The 18716-nt window shown below is 43.1% G+C and carries 19 protein-coding genes; 11 read left to right on the top strand and 8 right to left on the bottom strand.

Going from position 1 to position 18716, the window contains the following annotated elements; translation table 11 throughout:
• Positions 1-25: 25 nt before the first annotated feature.
• The 3 genes from BP688_RS12395 to BP688_RS12385 are packed head-to-tail and all read right to left on the bottom strand — an operon-like array spanning position 26 to position 2634.
• Positions 26-1174 (bottom strand): RNA ligase, encoded by a 1149-nt coding sequence (locus BP688_RS12395; protein ID WP_290623288.1) that lies wholly within the window; start codon positions 1172-1174, stop codon positions 26-28.
• The gene (locus BP688_RS12390) at positions 1171-2049 is read right to left on the bottom strand and encodes a CBS domain-containing protein (RefSeq protein ID WP_290597287.1); all 879 of its coding nucleotides are present in this window, start codon (positions 2047-2049) and stop codon (positions 1171-1173) included. The genes BP688_RS12395 and BP688_RS12390 overlap by 4 nt, the downstream gene beginning before the upstream one ends.
• A gap of 6 nt (positions 2050-2055) precedes the next feature.
• Complete coding sequence (locus BP688_RS12385) at positions 2056-2634, bottom strand: CBS domain-containing protein (RefSeq protein WP_290597301.1); 579 nt, start codon at positions 2632-2634, stop codon at positions 2056-2058.
• A gap of 110 nt (positions 2635-2744) precedes the next feature.
• Here BP688_RS12385 and BP688_RS12380 point away from each other — a divergent pair, with 110 nt between their 5' ends.
• The 3 genes from BP688_RS12380 (at position 2745) to BP688_RS12370 (ending at position 6390) form a co-directional block, all read left to right on the top strand.
• Positions 2745-4238 carry a Na+/H+ antiporter gene (locus BP688_RS12380; protein ID WP_290597288.1) on the top strand — a complete coding sequence of 498 codons (1494 nt, stop codon included), beginning with the start codon at positions 2745-2747 and terminating at the stop codon, positions 4236-4238.
• 72 nt (positions 4239-4310) lie between these two features.
• A complete protein-coding gene (locus BP688_RS12375) occupies positions 4311-5456 on the top strand; it encodes an acyl-CoA dehydrogenase family protein (RefSeq protein WP_290623292.1) in 1146 nt (381 codons plus the stop codon).
• A 52-nt stretch (positions 5457-5508) separates the two neighbouring features.
• Entirely contained in the window at positions 5509-6390 is an 882-nt protein-coding gene (locus BP688_RS12370; protein ID WP_290623294.1) for a tetratricopeptide repeat protein, read from the top strand.
• On the opposite strand, the gene BP688_RS12365 is transcribed toward BP688_RS12370, so the two are convergent.
• A complete protein-coding gene (locus BP688_RS12365; RefSeq protein WP_290597290.1) occupies positions 6369-6767 on the bottom strand; it encodes a hypothetical protein in 399 nt (132 codons plus the stop codon). The two genes, BP688_RS12370 and BP688_RS12365, sit on opposite strands and share 22 nt — an antisense overlap.
• A gap of 466 nt (positions 6768-7233) precedes the next feature.
• Here BP688_RS12365 and BP688_RS12360 point away from each other — a divergent pair, with 466 nt between their 5' ends.
• From BP688_RS12360 to BP688_RS12325, 8 genes are read left to right on the top strand one after another with little or no spacing between them, the layout of a single operon-like run.
• Positions 7234-8298 carry a glycosyltransferase family 4 protein gene (locus tag BP688_RS12360; RefSeq protein WP_290597291.1) on the top strand — a complete coding sequence of 355 codons (1065 nt, stop codon included), beginning with the start codon at positions 7234-7236 and terminating at the stop codon, positions 8296-8298.
• Between the two features lie 6 nt (positions 8299-8304).
• Entirely contained in the window at positions 8305-9396 is a 1092-nt protein-coding gene (locus BP688_RS12355) for a glycosyltransferase family 2 protein (RefSeq protein WP_290597292.1), read from the top strand.
• A gap of 33 nt (positions 9397-9429) precedes the next feature.
• The gene (locus tag BP688_RS12350; RefSeq protein WP_290597293.1) at positions 9430-11187 is read left to right on the top strand and encodes an STT3 domain-containing protein; all 1758 of its coding nucleotides are present in this window, start codon (positions 9430-9432) and stop codon (positions 11185-11187) included.
• Between the two features lie 43 nt (positions 11188-11230).
• The gene (locus tag BP688_RS12345; RefSeq protein WP_290597294.1) at positions 11231-12328 is read left to right on the top strand and encodes a glycosyltransferase family 4 protein; all 1098 of its coding nucleotides are present in this window, start codon (positions 11231-11233) and stop codon (positions 12326-12328) included.
• The gene (locus BP688_RS12340; protein ID WP_290597295.1) at positions 12325-13464 is read left to right on the top strand and encodes a glycosyltransferase; all 1140 of its coding nucleotides are present in this window, start codon (positions 12325-12327) and stop codon (positions 13462-13464) included. The genes BP688_RS12345 and BP688_RS12340 overlap by 4 nt, the downstream gene beginning before the upstream one ends.
• Before the next feature lie 30 nt (positions 13465-13494).
• Positions 13495-14511, top strand: coding sequence for a hypothetical protein (locus BP688_RS12335; protein ID WP_290597296.1), 1017 nt, complete (start codon positions 13495-13497; stop codon positions 14509-14511).
• A complete protein-coding gene (locus BP688_RS12330) occupies positions 14508-15539 on the top strand; it encodes a hypothetical protein (protein ID WP_290623295.1) in 1032 nt (343 codons plus the stop codon). The genes BP688_RS12335 and BP688_RS12330 overlap by 4 nt, the downstream gene beginning before the upstream one ends.
• Complete coding sequence (locus BP688_RS12325; RefSeq protein ID WP_290623297.1) at positions 15532-16215, top strand: glycosyltransferase family 2 protein; 684 nt, start codon at positions 15532-15534, stop codon at positions 16213-16215. Before BP688_RS12330 ends, BP688_RS12325 begins: the two co-directional genes overlap by 8 nt.
• On the opposite strand, the gene BP688_RS12320 is transcribed toward BP688_RS12325, so the two are convergent.
• The 4 genes from BP688_RS12320 to BP688_RS12305 all read right to left on the bottom strand — a co-directional run bounded on the left by BP688_RS12320 (position 16216) and on the right by BP688_RS12305 (position 18637).
• Positions 16216-16536, bottom strand: a complete 321-nt coding sequence (locus tag BP688_RS12320; protein WP_290597302.1) for an acylphosphatase — start codon at positions 16534-16536, stop codon at positions 16216-16218.
• A gap of 104 nt (positions 16537-16640) precedes the next feature.
• Positions 16641-16811 (bottom strand): hypothetical protein, encoded by a 171-nt coding sequence (locus tag BP688_RS12315; RefSeq protein WP_290597298.1) that lies wholly within the window; start codon positions 16809-16811, stop codon positions 16641-16643.
• Positions 16792-17112: a ribbon-helix-helix protein, CopG family gene (locus BP688_RS12310; RefSeq protein ID WP_290597299.1), complete on the bottom strand. Its 321-nt coding sequence runs from the start codon at positions 17110-17112 to the stop codon at positions 16792-16794. The genes BP688_RS12315 and BP688_RS12310 overlap by 20 nt, the downstream gene beginning before the upstream one ends.
• 94 nt (positions 17113-17206) lie before the next feature.
• On the bottom strand, positions 17207-18637 hold the full coding sequence (locus BP688_RS12305) for a flippase (protein ID WP_290623299.1): 1431 nt from the start codon (positions 18635-18637) through the stop codon (positions 17207-17209).
• Positions 18638-18716: the final 79 nt, after the last annotated feature.

Below are 18716 nucleotides of genomic sequence, written 5' to 3'. Positions count from 1 at the left end.
CAAATTTTTTGGGACTATACACCCTTCATTTCCATGTGGAACCTTTAAGTATCCCCTTAATTCTATCGTTTGTGCTCCTCATAACTCTTTTGAATTTCACTCTGATTCTTCTATCATCTTCATCAAGAATCTCCAATTTGAAATCTACACCAAGGAGCCTTAAATGGCTTTTAAACAGATCAAGAACCTCTTGGCTGGAAAATACAAGAATGCTCTCCTCATAAATCGTTTTACCTTCACTGCACTCCTTGATGCTCGAAATCATCGGCTCCAGAATTGCCCTTCCGAGTCTGAGACAGCGATTGTTGAACTCCTCATCGCCTTCCTTGAACTCAAAGCTCTGAAATGCCTCTCTAAGGATTCTTGCAAGCATAAAGTCCCTCGCATATTCTCCGAAGAACCTAAAGGCGTAGCGTAAGTCAGATGTGTTTGCATTGGTTGTCGTGTATTTCAGTGGATTTACTTTCATTTCAACATCTTTGAAAACTATACCCTCTCTCCTGTTCGAGTTTAACTCGTCAATAACCTTCTTTATCCCGTCAAAGTCGTCAGGATGGGTTACAAGATGCACCTTTGCCATATTCAGCCCGTAGCTTTCAGCAATCTCTTCTTTCTCCCTTATGCTGAGCGGATCATTTGTCCTCGAATTCCGTATGTCAAAAAGGAAAAAATCCAGCTCCTCTATTCCGTAAACCTCGCTGGGGACGTAGGGGGAAGCAAGGCCTACAGCTTCGCAGCAGAGCATGTAGTCCGGATAATCTTTAAAAAAATCCTCCTCAAACCTTTCTCTCACTTTTTCTGTCGTATAAGGGCAGATTAGCCCCCTGCGGGTTATACCGTAAAGATTCTCGCCTATCTTAGCCACTCTCACATTATATCCATTCATCTTTTCCTCTAGGGCTATTTCTCTGTTTCCAAAGTGCTTTTTCAGCGTCGGATTCAAAACAAGAATCCTTCTAATCTTCGGAAAACCTCTGAATACTCTCACACCGTCCACAGCCTTTACAACAACAGTCCCATCTTCGTAAAATCCAAACTTTTTCTCCAACCTGAAAGCCTCAACAATATCCGGGAAAAAAGGGTGTTTTACTATAGCCTTTCTGAGTATATTCCTCTCTTCAAGTCTATCCGCTGCAGAAATAGAGAGATTCAGTGCCTTTGCGACAAAATTCATGATTTCGAATAAAGAAATCGGATCAAATCGCGTTCGGTTATTATTCCCTCCAGCTTTCCTGACTCAACTATGAGAGCCACACCATAACCTCTATCGAGCATTGCACTGACAAGCTGAGAAATGCTTATGTCTCTCGGAAACGTCAAAATCTCCTTGTAGACAAGCAGATCATCATTTGCGAGTATAGTAGAAACTGGCTTTTCTATTGCATCTTTAATGCTCCCACTTGTAAGCATTCTGAATGCCTCGCCTTTGCCAAAATACCTCAGTATCTCTCTGACTGTTATAAGTCCGACAAGAATACCATCATCAATAACAGGTAGTCTTCTCAGGTGTTTCTCGATCATAACCTTCATTGCCTTCTCTATGGTGTCCTTGGGCTTTATCGTAACCACGCTGTTAGTCATGTAATCTGAAGCAATACCATCTATATTCTTGTTTTTACCCAGATACTTTAGAACATCTCTTTCAGTTATGATCCCAACAACAACATCTTCTTTATTAACAATCGGGCAGCCTCCAACCCTCTTTTCAAACATAACTTCAACTGCATCTTCAAAAGAGTCTGTGTAGTCAACGGTGATTACTTTTGTTTCCATTATTTTCTCAACCTCTTCGTTTACTGCTGCAGCCAGATTCCCTCCATATCTTCCCTTAACTATTCCGAACTTGCTTCCTCCTCCAAAAAGGTTTACAAAATCAGTTGCAGATATGATCCCCTCAAGTCTTTTAGTTCCTGCATCGGTAATGGGAATTCTCCTGAAATTCTCCTTAACCATTGTTTTGAGAGCATACATGAGAGTGGAGGTTGGAGGGAGTGTAAACACTTCTTTTGTCGCCACCTCCATAACATTTCCGGGTTTTGAGTTCTTCAAACTGTATCACCTCTCAACTTCAGTGCAGTCTTCGCAAAGTCTGAGTCCGTTAATGCTGTAGAGTGTATCTGAATACTTTCCACATCTATCACATATCCCTGAAATATCCTCCTCTTCGCTCTCTATTACAGGCCCTTGAACCGGCCCCGGATATCCGACAGCATCTTGGGTTAAAAGGGAGGCAAACTCGCCGAGATCGAGAGATACGCTGAGAATATCGTTGTCAGTGATTATACCCACAAGTTCTCCTGAATTGTTCACAACTGGTAGCCTCCTTATTCCCCTCTTCATCATTATCCTCGCTGCCTCTCTCAAGCTCGTGTTGGGATTAATCGTGATTACAGGCTGCGACATAACATCCTCTACCGACACCTCACTGGGTACTTTGTTTCTGGCAACAATTTTTGAAATCAAATCCTTTTCCGTTACAATGCCAACTGGAGTACCGTTTTCAATTACAACGGCGCTTCCAACACCGTACTCTACCAATCTTTTTGCCAGATTATGGACGCTATCGTTTTTTCTGACAGTACAGACCACCGTTGTCATCACTTCCTTTACTGGTATATCTGTCTGCATTTGCATCACCTTTGCAAAAGTCTTCAGGTGTATTAAAAGCTTTTTTGATGGCTATGAAATTGCGAAATTGAAATATTTTGGCTTAAATTTTTATAACCTTAACCAGAAATTTACTCGTGGAGCTTGGGGAAAGTATTGTAGGGCTCATAGAGCTTTTGATGATTGCTGCAAGTGTGGCGATAATCGTAAAGTTCACGAAGTTTCCCTACACGATCGCTCTCGTTCTTGCAGGGCTATTTGTTGGGATATCAGGCATTCTCCCAGAAATACCGCTGATGAAAGAGCTTGTTTTTACACTCATCCTCCCACCACTTTTGTTTGAAGCCGCACTCAATATGGATATTCAGGATTTGAGGGAGAATTTCAAGCCAATCTCATCCCTCGCCCTTCTTGGTGTTATCGTTTCAACACTATTTATAGGATTTACGCTTAACCACGCTCTTGGCATACCTCTGGAACTCTCTCTTTTGTTCGGAGCAATGATATCTCCAACTGATCCCGTATCGGTTCTCGCAACCTTCAAATCCCTCTCTGCTCCAAAAAGACTTTCCACAATACTTGAGGGCGAGAGCATACTTAACGATGGTGCAGCGATCGTCGTTTTTGCCATTTTGCTTGAAATGCTTGAAAGTGGGAACATCAATCTGGTTTCAGGAATTGCAGAATTCTTTATCGTTTGCATCGGCGGAGTCGCAGTTGGTCTTGCTGTCGGATACCTCGCCTACAGAGTTCTCGCCAGCATAGATGATCCCTTTATCGAGATCGCGATAACAATTATACTCGCCTACTCCAGCTTCTTGATCTCGGAGCACTTTCACGTCTCCGGCGTTATCGCCGTCGTTGCTGCTGGCTTAGTGATCGGTAATTACGGCAAAATATTCTCAATGTCTCCTTCAACGAGGGTAATTCTCGTTGACTTCTGGAGTGTAATCGTTTTTCTGATAAATTCGATCGTTTTTATTCTGATTGGCATAAACACTCATCTTAATATCCTCTCCGCATGGAAGGAGATTTTGGTTGCGATTCTGGCTGTGACATTCGCAAGGGCGCTGGTAGTATACCCTGTGATGACCATATGGCGCTTCCCGAGCTTATGGAAACACGTTGTGTTCTGGGGAGGGTTGAGAGGTGTTATTCCAGTTGCCCTTGCACTGAGTCTTGCCGAGAACAAGCTTATCTCCGCCATGACGTTTGGAGTTGTGATATTCTCACTCGTTTGTCAGGGCGTAACCCTTGAAATGTTTGTACGGAGAAAGTTCAAGGATGTGAAGAGAGAAAAAATTGAGGAGGTTCTTGCGAGATTCATAGCAGCAAAGAGTGCAAAGTTTGAACTTCAGAGGGCAGTTGAATCTGGAAGGGTTGTTGAACCAGTCGCCGAGAGGTTGATGGAGGATATTGATCGGGAAATAGAGGAATCGAGAAAAGAACTCGAGAGAGTTCTTAAGGAAGAGGATGGTGTAGAGCTAATTCAAAAGGTGAAGAGGTATGTTCTCGATGCGAAAAAGAGTGCGGTAAGAGAGGCGACTGCAAGGGGTGTTATCTCTCACGACGTTGCTGAGAAACTCCTGAGGGAGATTGACATCGAAATTTCGCAGATTTACGGAGAATAGGTGGAATCGTATTTTTAAATCATATTCCACTAAGTGGTAAATTTTAAATTGTTGGTTGAAGAGAGGAAAATCATGAACTTTGATCTTGATGAGGAGCACAGAATTTTGAGAGATGCTGTTAGAGAGTTTGCTGAGAAAGAGATTATGCCTTATGGCAGAGAATACGACGAAAAAGGAGAGTATCCATGGGATATTTTGAAGAAGGCTGCCAAACTCGGATATGTTGCGGCTGACATTCCGGAAGAGTACGGTGGAGCAGGAATGGATTACCTCGGATGTGCTATAATTGCTGAAGAGTTTGGGAGGGCTGATAGTAGCATAGGCTCTGCTGTTCTTACCGCCTCACTTGGATGTCCGATGGTTCGCTATTTTGGAACCGAGGAGCAAAAGGAGAAGTACCTTCCGCCTGTTGTAAAGGGGGAGACACCATCAGCTATAGCGATAACTGAACCTGATGCTGGCAGTGATGTGCAGGCGATAAAAACAAGGGCAGACAAAGTGGAGGGTGGATGGAAGCTTAACGGAACTAAGACGTTTATAACGAATGGCAGCATCTCGGACTGGGTTGTTATTCTCGCAAAAACTGACCCAGATGCAGGATACAGAGGTATATCTGCTTTTCTCGTGGAAACAGATTGGGATGGTTATGAAGCGAGAAGGATAAAGAAGATGGGTTTAAACTGCCATGATACTGCCGAGATATATCTCAAAGATGTTTTTGTGCCCGAAGATTATCTTATCGGGCAGGAGAACTTCGGCTTTTATCAGCTCATGAGGTTTTTCAACGAGAGCAGGGTGTTTGTTGGAGCTGTGCAGCTTGGAATGGCTGTTGGAGCTTACGAAAGGGCTTTAGAGTATGCAAAGCAACGAAAGGCGTTTGGAAAACCTTTGATCGAGCATCAGGCAATCCAGTTCAAGCTTGCAGATATGTGGAAGGACATTGAGGCTGCAAGACTCATGGTGTACAAGGCTGCATGGCTCATAGATCGAGGAAAGGCCAACCCGGCTTTAAGCTCTGCTGCAAAACTCTACGCGAGTGAAGCTGCTGTTAGAGTTGCCTACGAAGCCCTGCAGATATTTGGTGGATATGGATACAGCAAGGAGTATGACATTGAAAGGTTTTACAGAGATATCAGAGTCGGAACGATTTACGAGGGGACGAGTGAGATACAAAGGCTGATAATCGCCAGAGTTCTTGCTGGAAAACTCAAATTTTAATTTTTTGTGAAGAAGAAAAAAGCTTTTATTTATTATTGCTCAATAAACCAGCATGGAGAAATTCATGGATAGTATAAGCAGTTTTGTTGATGAAGAGGATATCAAGCTCCTCAAAGCACTCAGTAACGACCCTATTGTGGTGCACTCTATAAAACGGATTTTTGAACATCCTGAAAAATCCAGCAAATACCTCATTCTTCTTCGTGACGTTCCGGCAGCTGTTTATATTGTTGCAAAGGTTGCTGAGAGACTTTCTAAATATCTCGAAGGGGAAGATGAGGCCAAGTGTTTTGGTATTTTTCTAACAGCACTGAGAGAACTGAAGGATTGCAGAGAGAGAAGATTGCTTCAGAACATGTTTTTACTCCTGAAAGAGTCCATTGAAAGAAGACTGATAGAGGGGAAGTATGAGGATGCGGCGAAGCTTGTTATGGAGTTTCAGGAGTTCGGATTCAAGAGCTACATCAAGAAGATTCTATTCTTCGCACTTGAGGTTTCTGAAGAGGGAGATTACAGCAGGGCAACAAGAATTCTTGACCTTCTGCCTGAAACTGAGGCAGTTATTGATGCTAAGGCCAGTGTCCTTCTTGAGTGGGGAAAAACAATCGCGATGAGCAATCCAGAAGCTGGGCTGAAGAAGATCGAGGAGGCGTTGAAGTTCAAAGATACACCCGAGGTAAGAATTGCCATGGCGGAGATATATGAGTCAATGGGAAACTATGAGAAGGCTTACTTCATCTATTCTTCTCTCAGGGCTGTCTATCCGGGTATCGAGAGGAAGATTTCGAGGATGCTGATGGAGTGGGGCGAGGAGACTGGAGATGTTGAGAAATTAAGGGAAGCCTACAATCTTGCTATGGGTGACAGGTTGCTATCGGAAGAGATAGAGAGGAGGATCAAGAAGATTGAGAGTCAGAGGCTTTCTGGATCATAGCCCAAAACAACCACCCACCACCACCTTGCCATGTCAACCAAATCCTTGCTGAAGGCTCCGGAGAGGTGATATTCTCCGTTACGTATCGCAATCATCCCTGCTCCAAGGAGCTTGTTTCTCATTGAATAGAAGGAGGAGCGTACCATTCCCAGCTCTTCCATTATTTCTTCCCATTCCTCGACTCTGAGTGGTTTTCCGCTTTTCTGCCTCTCCTCGACAATGGTGAGGAATTTTACTGCTTTCAGGGCTACGTCCTCTTTTCTGAAAATCCTCCTCATCAGCTCAAGCATGGGCATCTTCGACTGGGAAATTCTGGCATTCGTGGCTGAGCGAACTATAATAGATGTGGCTGTTTTGGGAGCATCTTTGACCTTCACGATAAAAGTTTGATTGAGGATATAAATGTTGTCGGGAAAAAGCACTACTCGAGTACTTCTACCACTTTCATGTACAAAGGCAATTCCCAAACAGCAGAGGTCGTATTTTCCCTCCCAATTACGCCGATATGTTTAAAACCTCTTTTTAGATCAAAAACTTCTCTAAAGCGACAATGCATATCTTCCATTGTGGTTGTTGACGGCTGAGCCGAAGATTAGGACAGCAAGCACACTATCTATCAGGAATTCGAAATCCTACCCTTCTTTTAACCATGATTCCATCATTCGATAAAGTGTTGTCGTCCCCTTAGGGAATAGCGCGAACTCTTCGGAAACATTGCGACTGCAAGTCTTGACTTCTTATCCATTCCAGCTCATTTATCAATGAAGAGTCATCTCCAACCTTTCATGTCTTAGCTTATCGAGACCTAAAAATCTTTAACCATCAATATTCAAAACAAGATTGGTGAAAATTGCTTTCATCTACGATGCAGTATATCCGTGGATAAAAGGAGGTGTGGAGAGGAGGATTTTCGAGATAGGAAGGGGACTCGTTGCAGAGGGTCACGAGGTTTACTGGTTCGGTATAGGCTGGTGGGGTGACAAGGAGATCGAGTACTCGGGTATAAGGCTCGTCCCATGCTACAAACCTGTGGATTTATATTCGAGAGGGAGAAGAAAGATAAGTGAGGCGATTCTATTTGCTGCCGGGTTGAACAGGAAAGCAGACCTCAACGATTTCGATGTGGTGGATTGCCAAGTCTTTCCGTACTTTCCCTCTCTCGTATGCTCTAAGCACAAAAACCTCGTTCTAACTTGGCACGAGTTCTGGGGAGATTACTGGATGGATTATCTCGGCTATCTTGGATTCTTTGGCCGAACAGTTGAGAGAATTGTAGCAGGAATCAGATGTAAGCACGTTGCCGTGTCCTCAACAACTGCAAGAGAACTGCATGAAGTTGGGGTAGAAGCGGAAGTTGTGCCGAATGGAGTAAATGTTGACGAGATAGAGAATATAACATCGGCTAAAAACGGTTACGACGTGGTCTTTGCGGGGAGGTTGATAAAAGAGAAGGGTGTTGATTTACTCCTTGATGCTTTGAGGTTGATCTCAGACTCAACAAGCTGTCTGATCGTGGGAGAGGGGCCGGAGAAAAGAAGGCTTGTTGAGAAGAGCAAGAAATTTAGTCTAAACTGTTATTTTCGCGATTTCATGAGCTGGGAGGACATGATTTCGGTAATGAAGGCATCAAAGGTCTTTGCCTTACCTTCAATGAGAGAAGGTTTCAGCATAATTTCCCTCGAAGCCAACGCATGCGGGATGCCGGTCGTCACAGTAAACCACCCGAACAATGCTGCATCAGAAATTGTCTGTGGAATCGTTTGTGATGCAACTGCTGGGAATTTCGCTGAGGCACTGGTTGAGGCTATGGAAAGGAAGAAAAAATTAAGAAGCAGGTGTGTGAAGAATGCGAGAAAGTACGACTGGGACAGAATAACCAAAAGAATGGTTGAAGTTTACTCGAGGTGATCTCAGTTGAAGGTCAGCGTAATACTACCGACAAAAAACGAGGAGGAGGCCATCGGAATAATCCTCAAGAGGTGCAAAGAAGCACTCAAAAATATTGATCACGAGTTGGTAGTGGTTGATAACTCAACTGACAGAACTCCCGAGATAGCAGAAGAATTTGGCTCTAAAGTGATAAGAAACGTAGAAGGATACGGCAGAGCGTACATCGAGGGGTTAAAGGTTGCCGAGGGCGATGTGGTAGTTATGCTTGACGCAGATGGTACTTATGATCCACTGGAAATTCCAAAGCTTATTGAGCCAATTATCTCTAACGAAGCGGACATCGTGCTTGGTAGCAGATTTCTGGGGGAAATCAGACAAGGAGCAATGAACCCTATCCATAAACTGGGCAATATACTGCTAACTAAAATGACAAACTTCTTCTTCAAGACCAGCCTCACCGATGTCCATTCGGGAATGAGGGCGGCGAAAAAGAGAATCATTGATTCGCTGAAGCTCAGCTGTGAAGGTATGGAATTTGCAACGGAAATGCTCGCCAAGGCTTGGAGGATGGGTATGAAAATCATCGAGGTTCCCATAACCTACCACCCCAGAAAGGGAGACAGTAAGCTCAGAACATTTAGGGATGGATGGAGGCATCTGAGACTTATGCTCCTTCTCTCTCCTACCCACCTCTTTCTGATCCCCGCGACGTTGATGCTGCTGGCAGGTGTAGCTTTAATTTTGTACGTCCTGCTGTTTGAGCCAATCAGAACTCATACTCTCGTCTTAGCATCCATGCTGACTATGATTGGGGCGCAGACATTCTTCTTCGGGGTCTCGAGTAAGATATACTCGTCAAAAATTGGGCTTACTGATGAGGATAAATTTGTGAGGTTTTTCAAGCGCTATTCAATTCTCGAAGAGGGTTTGCTTTTGGGAATCTCTTTGATCGTTGCTGGTCTAATTCTCGGCTATGCCATACTCTCAGCGTGGATCGGAACGGGTTACGGGGAGCTCAACGCACTGAATTACGCAATCCTCTCCTTCCTGATGGTTGCAGTAGGTCTTCAGGTGGCTTTCAGCACATTCTTTATCAGCAGCCTTTGGATGGAATAGCAATTTATTTATTCATGCGATAGATTGTTACTCATGTGGTTGGTAGTCATAATAATCTTAGCAGCCCTGTTGAGACTTCAGAATTTCCAGGTCTTCTCTCTTAAACTTCCTTCAGGTTACGACCCCTTTTACCACCTCAGACTTGCCGAGATCATAGTTAAATCGGGCTACAGACCAAAATTTGATCACTACCTCAATTATCCATACGGTCTGAAGATCGGTTGGCCCCCACTGTTCGATTATATTCTTGCTATCCCAGGAATGCTGTTCGGATTTGACGCTACTGTTTACTTTGCGCTGGTGTTTCCAGTTGTGCTTGGCGTTCTCAACACATTCCTCGTTTATGTTATAGCGAGGAGATTCGGTGACGAGAACTTCGCGTTACTCTCGGCTCTCGTTTACGCTACAATTCCTGCTGCAGTCCATACAAGTATTCTTGGGTTTGCAGACTACCACGCGTGGAACATGTTCCTTGTACTGCTTGCTTTTTACCTGTTACTCAGGTATCCACTTGCAGCAGGTATACCTCTGGCGATTCTGGCCTTTTCGTGGGTAGGAGCGCCGATTTACGCTGCCGTTTTGGCGCTTGCAGCTTTTCTGCACTTTGAGGACAGAAAGCTCCTTTATGTCATACCAGCATTTCTGGTTCCGGTTGTTTCAGCAGTCATAAGTCATACGGTTGCTCTGTCCTTCGTTGCCATTACGGCCTTTCTCGCTGTCGGCATCTTTATCAAGAGGTTCGACAATCTCAGAGTGGAGTTGGGATATGTGACTGTTAGTGCTCTGACTCTCGCCGTTCTTTACTTCGCCCCCATTAAAGAGTTAAGCCTCGTTAAATCGGGTGTGAGTTACCTTATTGGTGCAAACATATACCTTCCAACGATTGCCGAGGCGCAGTCTTTTGATTTTGTAGGGGTAATGTCGTTGGCAGGTTACTTGTCGTTTTTACTTGCACTTCCATCACTCTTCATGCTGAGAAACCGCCTACTCCACACATTTTTCTTTGCCTCTTTTGCTCTCTCACTTTTGCAGAATAGGTTTACAGAGATTCTGGCTGTTCCGGTATCTCTTTTCGCTGCCAGCACTCTTGTCTACATTTTTGAGAGGACGGAAGTGATAGTGAGGGAAGAGGAGGTGGTAGAAAGAAAAAGGACAAAAAGACGGGATAAGAAAAAACGTCACAAGGAGAAGAAAAAACTAACTTTGGGTGATAAGGCTGTCGTAGCAGCCTTCTTGGCTTTCATCTTCTCACCCGCAGTTATCATTTCCATAAAGCCTTACGAGATGAGCGAGGATTGGTATAATGCGTTGAGGTGGATAGACGAGGACACAGAGCCCACGTCCTACTACCTACACCCCGACAAGGGAAAGCCGGAATATTCTGTTTTAAGTTGGTGGGACTACGGAAACTGGATAGTGTTTGTCGCAAAAAGGCCTGTGGTGTGCAACAACTTTCAGGCTGGCGCTGTTGATGCTGCCAAGTTCTTCACCGCCCAGAGCGAGGGAGAGGCAATGAAAATTATAAAGAAGAGGGGTGTGAGGTATGTTATTACTGATGAGGAGATGAATTTCAAAAACGAGAGCGGAATCTATACAGGGAAGTTTGAGGCGATAATGTCCATCGCAGGATTTAGTCCGGAGCTGATGGAGAAAGAAGAGATTCTTGAGTTTTACAACGCTTCGATGCTCTACAAGTTACACGTGGAGAACGCAGAGAATCTGAAACACTTCAGGCTGGTTAAGGAGTTTGGGAGGGTTAAGGTGTTTGAGGTTGAGATAGGGAGAGAATGATTGGTTAGGAAAATAGTTAATCTGAGTGTAGTTTATTTCTGCTATGGAAATCTTACAGACATTAGTGAGATTTCATCCATATATTGGAGGGGTTGAGAATTACGTTTACAATCTTTCTCTAACCCTCTCACGTATGGGGCATAGGGTTAAAATTATTTGCTCAGAGGAGGGTGGGTATGAAAATATTCCAGAAATTGAAATAAAAAAATTAAAATATTTATTTAAAATTGCTAACACTAATATTTCACCTATGCTCCTAACTCACATAGTTTCCGAAGATTTTGATGTCATTCATACACACCTTCCCACTCCATGGTTTTCAGACCTCAGTGCAGTAGCTTCAGAAATGAAGAAGGTACCACTTATTTTAACCTATCATAATGATATAACTTCCCGCGGAATTTGGAAGGCCTTCTCTTATGCATATAACAGATTTCTTTTGAACAATTTACTTGTAAAAGCCAGAAAAATCATCGTGAGTCAACCAAGATTCTATAAATCCCCTTTTCTCAGAAGGTACAGGGACAAAATTACCGTAATTCCTCCGGGGGTTGATACATATCTTTTTAGACCAATGAAATTACAAAAAGATAACGCAATAATTTTCGTTGGCAAGCTTGACCGTTATCATGACTATAAAAATTTCGACGCCCTGATAACAGCTTTGAAACTTTTGAAGGGAAGGGTTGATGTCAAGCTTTATGTGGTAGGGTCTGGTAGTATGGTTCCCGAATATATTAATATGGCCAAAAATTATAGTGTTGATGATAGAATCGTATTCTTTGGCGATGTCGATGAAGAAAAGCTTGTTGAACTTTACAATAAGAGTCTTTTTTTGGTTTTACCTTCAAAATCAGGATTGCAAGAAGGATTCGGTATGGTTGCAGCTGAAGCTTTGGCGTGTGCGACACCTGTAGTTGTCTCGGGCATCGTCGGAATCGCAGGAGATGTTGTGAGGACAGGATGCGGCTTGGTAATTAAACCTACTGTAGGTGAGATATCCAACGCAATTGAAACTTTGACATCACAAGATTTAAGAAAAATGGGGAATAGAGGCAGGAGGTTGATATTGAAGAAATATTCATGGGAAGTAGTTGCGAAAAAGGTTGAAAGATTATATACAGAGGTGCTCGAAAAATGAAAGTTCTCGTTATTACGAACCTTTATCCTCCTTATACTCTCGGTGGTGCAGAGAAATACGTTTATGAAATCGTTAATGAGCTGAAAAAGAGGGACGAAGTAATGGTACTAACAACGGCTCCAAAAGGAGGCTTTAATATTGAAAAAGAAGGTGATATATTGAGTTTTTATCCCCTAAACCTTTACCACACTTACTACGCCAAAAATATACCCGAACTTGTAAAACCTCTCTGGCATTTTGTTGACCTGTGGAACCCTCATCCGCATTTCATTATCAAAAATGTGCTGAAAGAATATCAGCCTGATGTTGTTTTCACTCACAACTTTGGTAACCTCTCATCATCTATTTTCTCTGCTATCAACGATTTTGGCATAAGGCATGTACACATGCTTCACGATCACTTCCTTCTCTGTCCGAGGGCCACGCTTTTCAAGCGTAAAGGAGAGCAATGTCGCAATCCCAGCCCATTTTGCGTAGTTTACAGGAAAATTAGAAGAAAGTTCATGTCTCCCGACGCTGTTGTTGCTCCCTCTCTGGATGCAATAAAAAGGCATGTTGAAAATGGTTTTTTTAGAAATTCTGAATTGTACCACCTCCCACTTCCGGTTAAAAAGGCTTTCAGGGTAAAGAAAAAATACAGTGAGTTTGAAGTAATTTACGCAGGTGGCATAAGTGTTCAGAAAGGTTTTTACCACCTCATAAAATCTCTGAAAGGAATAAGGGACTTAACTGTACATGTAGCCGGATCGGGTATCGTGCACTTCTCTACCGATAATGTAGTTTTTCACGGTCATCTTAATGCAGTCGAATTGGAGAAGCTCTACACAAGGTCAAATGTTCTTGTAGTTCCGTCTGTGTGCTTGGAAGTATCTCCCAAAGTTATATACGAAGCTTTCAGCTATTCAACGCCGGTCGTTGCGAGTAGAATTGGTGGAATTCCTGAAATCGTTATCGAGGGAAGAAATGGCATTTTATTTGAACCGGAAAATCTTAATAGACTCAGAGAGGCAATCCTTTACCTGAAAGATAACCCGGATGTGTTGAAGAAATTGGAATGTGGAGCTTATAAAACTGCAAAACGTTTGATGATGGATCAACACCTAAAAAAGCTTAGAAAAATACTCAAAGGTGCATAAATTTTTTAAACCTCTTAAATATGATCGTTCATGAAGCGTCTCATCAGCATTTCAGTTTTAACAATAATCCTCACCTTTCCGGTAGCAAGCGCACAGACAGTCCTTTTTGATAGCAGTTCTGGATTTTTCGGGCTCGAAAGCGATGCAAGAAGCGGATTCATGTTTCTCAAATTTGAACTTGAAAAAACAGGCTTTTCAGTAACTGATACTGTGGGTATGAGGGGAAACTCATTACAGATTGATGGGTCAGATTTGAAAAAAGTGAAAGTCTTTGTAATTGTCAATCCCATTAGGGAGCTTAGCTTTTCCGAAATTGATACCCTGATAGATTTCGTGAATAAAGGGGGTAAACTTCTGATAATTTGCGACAATCCTCGCTACATCGGAAACGCAAACAGAATTGCAGGTGTTTTTGGAGGCAAATTTACCAATCTTTACATTGAAAAGACGGAGATTCCATATTACGGTGCAGAGCTTAAATCTTCTGTACCTTTACAGGTTGAAGATGCGAGCTTTACTGTTAACGTTACTACGTGGGCGAGCAAGTGGTTTGATCCCTTTAAAATTGGCGAAGAAAAGTATTATGGGGATTATACTGTCTTTGCCACCAAAAAAGTGGGTAAAGGTGTTGTAGCTTTCCTCGGCGACAAGGATTTCATGACAAATGAGAACATTTATGTTGCGAACAACACAGATTTTGCAAAATTCGTTTTTGAGATACCTGTTTCGAAATCTAAGGAAATGATGAAAGTAAAGCTATATCCAAAAGAGATCAATGTCAATATTTCAAATAAACCCGCAATTGTTTCAGTCATGGTTCAAAATATCGGTTCTAACCAGTCGTTGAGAGTTGAAGTGCCTCACTATCTTGAGAGTGTGATCGTGCCGTTTGAGGATCAAGTTAACATTTCTGGCGGTGAAAAGAAAATCCTAAGATTTATTATAAGACCTTATTCTGATTACAGAGAAATCAGGGATTACATAATTCTCAGAAATGCTGGAGGGGTGGAAAAATTGTACATCCCGATAAGGGTGGTGTGGAAATGAGAGTTGCTTTGGTTATTTTGATTCTGCTTATTGTTATACAGCCTGTTTTAGCCGATGAAGTATATGTAAAATTCAGAGAGGCAAAGATTCCGAACGGTGAGTTCAGATACTGGTATGGGGAGGGGGAGTTGAGGAGTAATTATAACGGTGTTGCAGAACTAAACGAAGGAGATGGTACGATCATTTCTTATTCTGGACTCGAGATTAAAAATGGATCTGTTTTTGCTGTTAATCCCGAAATTTTGTTTTTGCTCCCAAAGCCATCAGGACACGGAATATACAAGGTTGATTTCACCCTGCCTTCTATCAGTGATGAGGCTGCTAAACTCACAATTGATATACAGAACGGCAAGATGATTCTGTTTTCCAACGTGAATTTTGAGGTTGAGGATTATGGAGGATATCTAAGATTGCGTACCGTTACAGATAGCAGACACATCAGTTTCTATTTTGTAACTGAACTTGCTTACATGTTGTTCTCTGACTTTGTGGCGGCAGGGGCACTCTTTTTGTCTCTGCTCGTCTATGTTGTATGGAGGAGAAAGGAAGTTAGAGCTTATCTGAAGAAAAATCTGAGAGGGGCGGTAAGATTGCCGGTGGAGGTATCAGAATACGAGAGGGGCTACGCTTTGAAATTTGGGGTGAGGATATCAAAGCCCTTTGAATTTGTGGACGGAAAGCTGGTACTGAAGATTCCTCACTGGTTAATATCGGCTGTGCTGATAGTTTTTCTTTCTGCTGTGTTCATCGAGTCAGTCACAAGGCCTTTGAGAGAGCACTGGGCAATGCTTGGAAAGTTCGGGTTTGGAGTTATTGCTGCTGGCGGGTTGATTGGTTTGCTCTCTGCAATCCTTTTACTGTCTTCAAGTGATGAGAGGAGCTTTGCAAAAAGGTTGAGTTTGATTGGTGGCGGATTTGTTGGGACGATGTTCGCATATTTGGGCTGGCTCTCCCTTGCTCTCTTCGTTACAACGGCACTGCTCATATACTACCTCTCGATGTTAATACTGGAGGAGGAAGATGGCTAAGGTATGTGCCGTGATACCGGCATTTAATGAGGAGAGGACGATAGCAAAGGTTGTTGAAGGAGTGAGGAGATACGTGGATGAAGTATTCGTTATTGACGATTCTTCGGATGATAGAACTGCAGAGATAGCCAGAGAGGCTGGTGCAAAAGTGATAAGACACAAAATCAACAGAGGAGTGGGGGCGGCACAGAGAACCGGTTACAGAATTGCTTTGATGGAGGGATACGATATTGTTGTGCAGATTGATGCAGATGGACAGCACAATCCCGATTTCATTCCTGCAATGGTGGATAAAGTTCTTGGTGGGGCAGATATAGTAATAGCCTCCCGTTTTATGAATGAGAGTTACAAAAATTACAGTTTTACGAGGAGAGCGGGGATAATTTTCTTCACAAAATTCGTTTCAGTTTTTGGTGGGGTGGAGATAACGGACGTAACATCCGGATTCAGGGCTTACAGCCGGAAAGCGTTAGAGGTTCTTGGAAGGCTTCCTGACAGAAACTGGGCTGTGGAGCAAACACTTGAAGCTGCTTTAAAGGGTTTGAAAATAGAGGAAATCTCTGCTGAAATGCCACCAAGAAAGGTTGGCGAATCTCAATTCAATCTGGAAACTTTTTTAAAATACCCTCTCAGGGCTTTAGAGTCCTCTTTGAGGGTTTTGATTTTCAGAAGATGATCATTTCAAACCACAAATTTCCGTCTTTACCTCAGTCCTACCCCCATGCATCATCAACCCAACTTGAACTATTTTGTTGAGTTGGCCGATTATCAAAACGTCCTTGTAATCACCAATCCTCTTGACTTCACCATCATAGTCCTCCACGGTTACATCTTCCACAATCGCCTGTGGTGGTTTGGCAGACCTGATGTACTCTACAAACTTCTGCACCGAGCCTTCCTTACCCTCAACGAGAACGATCACAGCCTGTCTGTTTCCAATGAGCACGTTTCTCGCCTCAAAGTGCGATACGTTAAAGATTGACGCTGCATCAAACAAGAAGTGTCTATACAAATCTTAGGGAGTTTCTCAAAGCTGACATAAGTCAGTAAATCCAACAGCTCTTCAGTATCTTTACAATGAACGTCCGAACAAAAAAGACCTCAGTACTGCTTTATCACTCTCCAAGCCTTCACAACTTCAGCTTTGGCAGGTCTACCCTCAACGAATATCTCTACTGCCCTGCGCTTCCCAGTCTGGTGAATCAGGCGTGGTTTGCTGATCTTTCTACCAACACATCTGATCTTCTCTCCCTCAATCCTCTGGCTCGACATATCCCTCACTCCAAAGCTCCATTAGGATGTCATTCACCAAACTGAGATCCAATCTTAGGGCGTCTGCAATTTCATCAGCCCAGACCCTCTCCTTGCCCCTGATGTACTCTACAATCTCTTTTTTGGCCTGCTCTCTTGGGATATCTCTCACCTCTACAACTTCAAACCCTTTCAGCTCTTCGGCGTAATACCTAATTGCTTCTCTGATTGCTTCAGCCTTGCTCACTTTGAGCTTCTCGACTATTAGGTTAAGCTCTTTCTCAACCTCGGTTAGGTCAACCGGGTAGATGTAACGTTGCATGTATAGGGTTGTATAGGGAGGTATAAAAAAGTTGCCAAGCCCAGTTGGAACTTGTTGTTGAGGGTCCAATCTGACAGGTTAATCAGTAATCAGTTCATTTCAATATCCCTCTTATCAGCACGATATCTTCTTTTCTCAACTCTCCCGTAATCTTCAAAACAGCAAGGTATAGCAAAAATGCAACTCCATACTGCATAAGGAGAAGGAGTCCAGTTAGCTTCACAATGAAAACCGGAATTACAGCAAGTGCTGAAATCAGAACTTTCAGGAAGGTCTGTTTGGACGTCAGAACTCCGAAGAGTCTGCAGGTGTACAGGGCAGAGATTAAGGCACCGATAAGGCAGGCAAGGGTTGTTGAAAAAGCTGCCCCAACCATCCCGAATGGTGGGATTAGTATGAAGTTGAAAGTCACTGCAAAGGTTAGAGTTATAGCAGCCATTAAAGTGGCAACTCTCGGTTTTCCGCTCGCTATTATGAGGTTCAGGAAGTAGGCGAAGAGACCAAAGAAAAATACTCCCACAATCAGGATGCTGAGAGGTTTTCCTGCTTCGACATATATCTGCCCGTAAAGGAGTGAAACGAGAGCGTCTGAGCTGATCGCGATCATAAGCGTGGAGGGGAGCAGGAAAATCAAGAGGTATCTGAGCGATTCGGAAACGTATCTCTGGGTCCTCGGCACATCGTTTTGGTAGGTGGTTTCGGATATTGCAGGGAATATCGCCATGTTCAACGCTGCAAGCAGCGAGACGGGAACTTTGGATATCATGGATGCTGCCGAATAGTAGCCTATTTCATCCGTGAAGCTTGTAAGGGCTTTCAGGAGCAGGAGGTCAATGTTTGTTATGTACTGTGATAAGACGGTATAAACGGTTACAGGGATGGCGAAAAGTAGAATCTTCTTTCTGCTGAAGGGTTTAACCCTCTTTGGCAGACCTGCGAAGTATAGAGCAATGATCAAGCCGATGACTGGAGAGAGGGCAAAGCCCAGCACAGCGCCATATACGGAGTAGCCTGCGAGGACGAGGGTGAAGATGAGGATGGGTTTTGTTATATAAGAGGCAATCCACGAAACACTTTGTTTTGAATACTGTCTCAGCCCGTTGAAGTAGCCCGTAGCTATTACAGACAGCATGGCGAAAGGAATAATGATGGCGGAAGAAACTCGGATGTAGATTGTGAGTGATGGATCACCGAGTAGGTTGGCTGTAAAGTCCGCAAAAGATAGATAGATTATGAAGGTTAAAAATGCTAAAAAGAGTTGGATTTCAAAACTAGCTTTTTTTATTGCTTCTGCAACGTGAGTGTTCTCTGAAATAAACTTTGATGTTGCTTGAGGTATTCCTGAATAGAATATTAGGTTTACAAGGGTAACAGCAACTATGGTGATAGAGAATGAACCATATAATTTGGGACCTAGAATTCTACCGAGGCCAAGGTGAATTAAGTACCCTGTTGTTAAAAAAGTTATTTGCATTAGTCCCATTAATGAGACTCCTTTGGAGACTGAGGTTTTTTGTCCGTTCATGTTGCTGGTAGTTCTGTAAATAGAGTTTATAAACTTTATAAGCTCGCTCAGAGAGTGTGGTATCCCGAAATAATTTCAC

Origin of the sequence: Archaeoglobus sp. UBA230, assembly GCA_002507545.1 — an archaeon.
Classification (GTDB): domain Archaea; phylum Halobacteriota; class Archaeoglobi; order Archaeoglobales; family Archaeoglobaceae; genus Archaeoglobus.
Note: the sequence above shows the minus strand (reverse complement) of the source record. Positions and strands in the feature narration are given on the sequence as shown.

What these genes read in the sequence shown, in the direction of transcription:
- BP688_RS12395 (WP_290623288.1), bottom strand. Translation starts at nt 1,174, where the DNA reads ATGAATTTTGTCGCAAAGGCACTGAATCTCTCTATTTCTGCAGCGGAT.
- BP688_RS12385 (WP_290597301.1), bottom strand. Translation starts at nt 2,634, where the DNA reads ATGCAAATGCAGACAGATATACCAGTAAAGGAAGTGATGACAACGGTG.
- BP688_RS12375 (WP_290623292.1), top strand. Translation starts at nt 4,311, where the DNA reads ATGAACTTTGATCTTGATGAGGAGCACAGAATTTTGAGAGATGCTGTT.
- BP688_RS12370 (WP_290623294.1), top strand. Translation starts at nt 5,509, where the DNA reads ATGGAGAAATTCATGGATAGTATAAGCAGTTTTGTTGATGAAGAGGAT.
- BP688_RS12350 (WP_290597293.1), top strand. Translation starts at nt 9,430, where the DNA reads ATGTGGTTGGTAGTCATAATAATCTTAGCAGCCCTGTTGAGACTTCAG.
- BP688_RS12345 (WP_290597294.1), top strand. Translation starts at nt 11,231, where the DNA reads ATGGAAATCTTACAGACATTAGTGAGATTTCATCCATATATTGGAGGG.
- BP688_RS12340 (WP_290597295.1), top strand. Translation starts at nt 12,325, where the DNA reads ATGAAAGTTCTCGTTATTACGAACCTTTATCCTCCTTATACTCTCGGT.
- BP688_RS12335 (WP_290597296.1), top strand. Translation starts at nt 13,495, where the DNA reads ATGAAGCGTCTCATCAGCATTTCAGTTTTAACAATAATCCTCACCTTT.
- BP688_RS12330 (WP_290623295.1), top strand. Translation starts at nt 14,508, where the DNA reads ATGAGAGTTGCTTTGGTTATTTTGATTCTGCTTATTGTTATACAGCCT.
- BP688_RS12325 (WP_290623297.1), top strand. Translation starts at nt 15,532, where the DNA reads ATGGCTAAGGTATGTGCCGTGATACCGGCATTTAATGAGGAGAGGACG.
- BP688_RS12315 (WP_290597298.1), bottom strand. Translation starts at nt 16,811, where the DNA reads ATGTCGAGCCAGAGGATTGAGGGAGAGAAGATCAGATGTGTTGGTAGA.
- BP688_RS12310 (WP_290597299.1), bottom strand. Translation starts at nt 17,112, where the DNA reads ATGCAACGTTACATCTACCCGGTTGACCTAACCGAGGTTGAGAAAGAG.
- BP688_RS12305 (WP_290623299.1), bottom strand. Translation starts at nt 18,637, where the DNA reads ATGAACGGACAAAAAACCTCAGTCTCCAAAGGAGTCTCATTAATGGGA.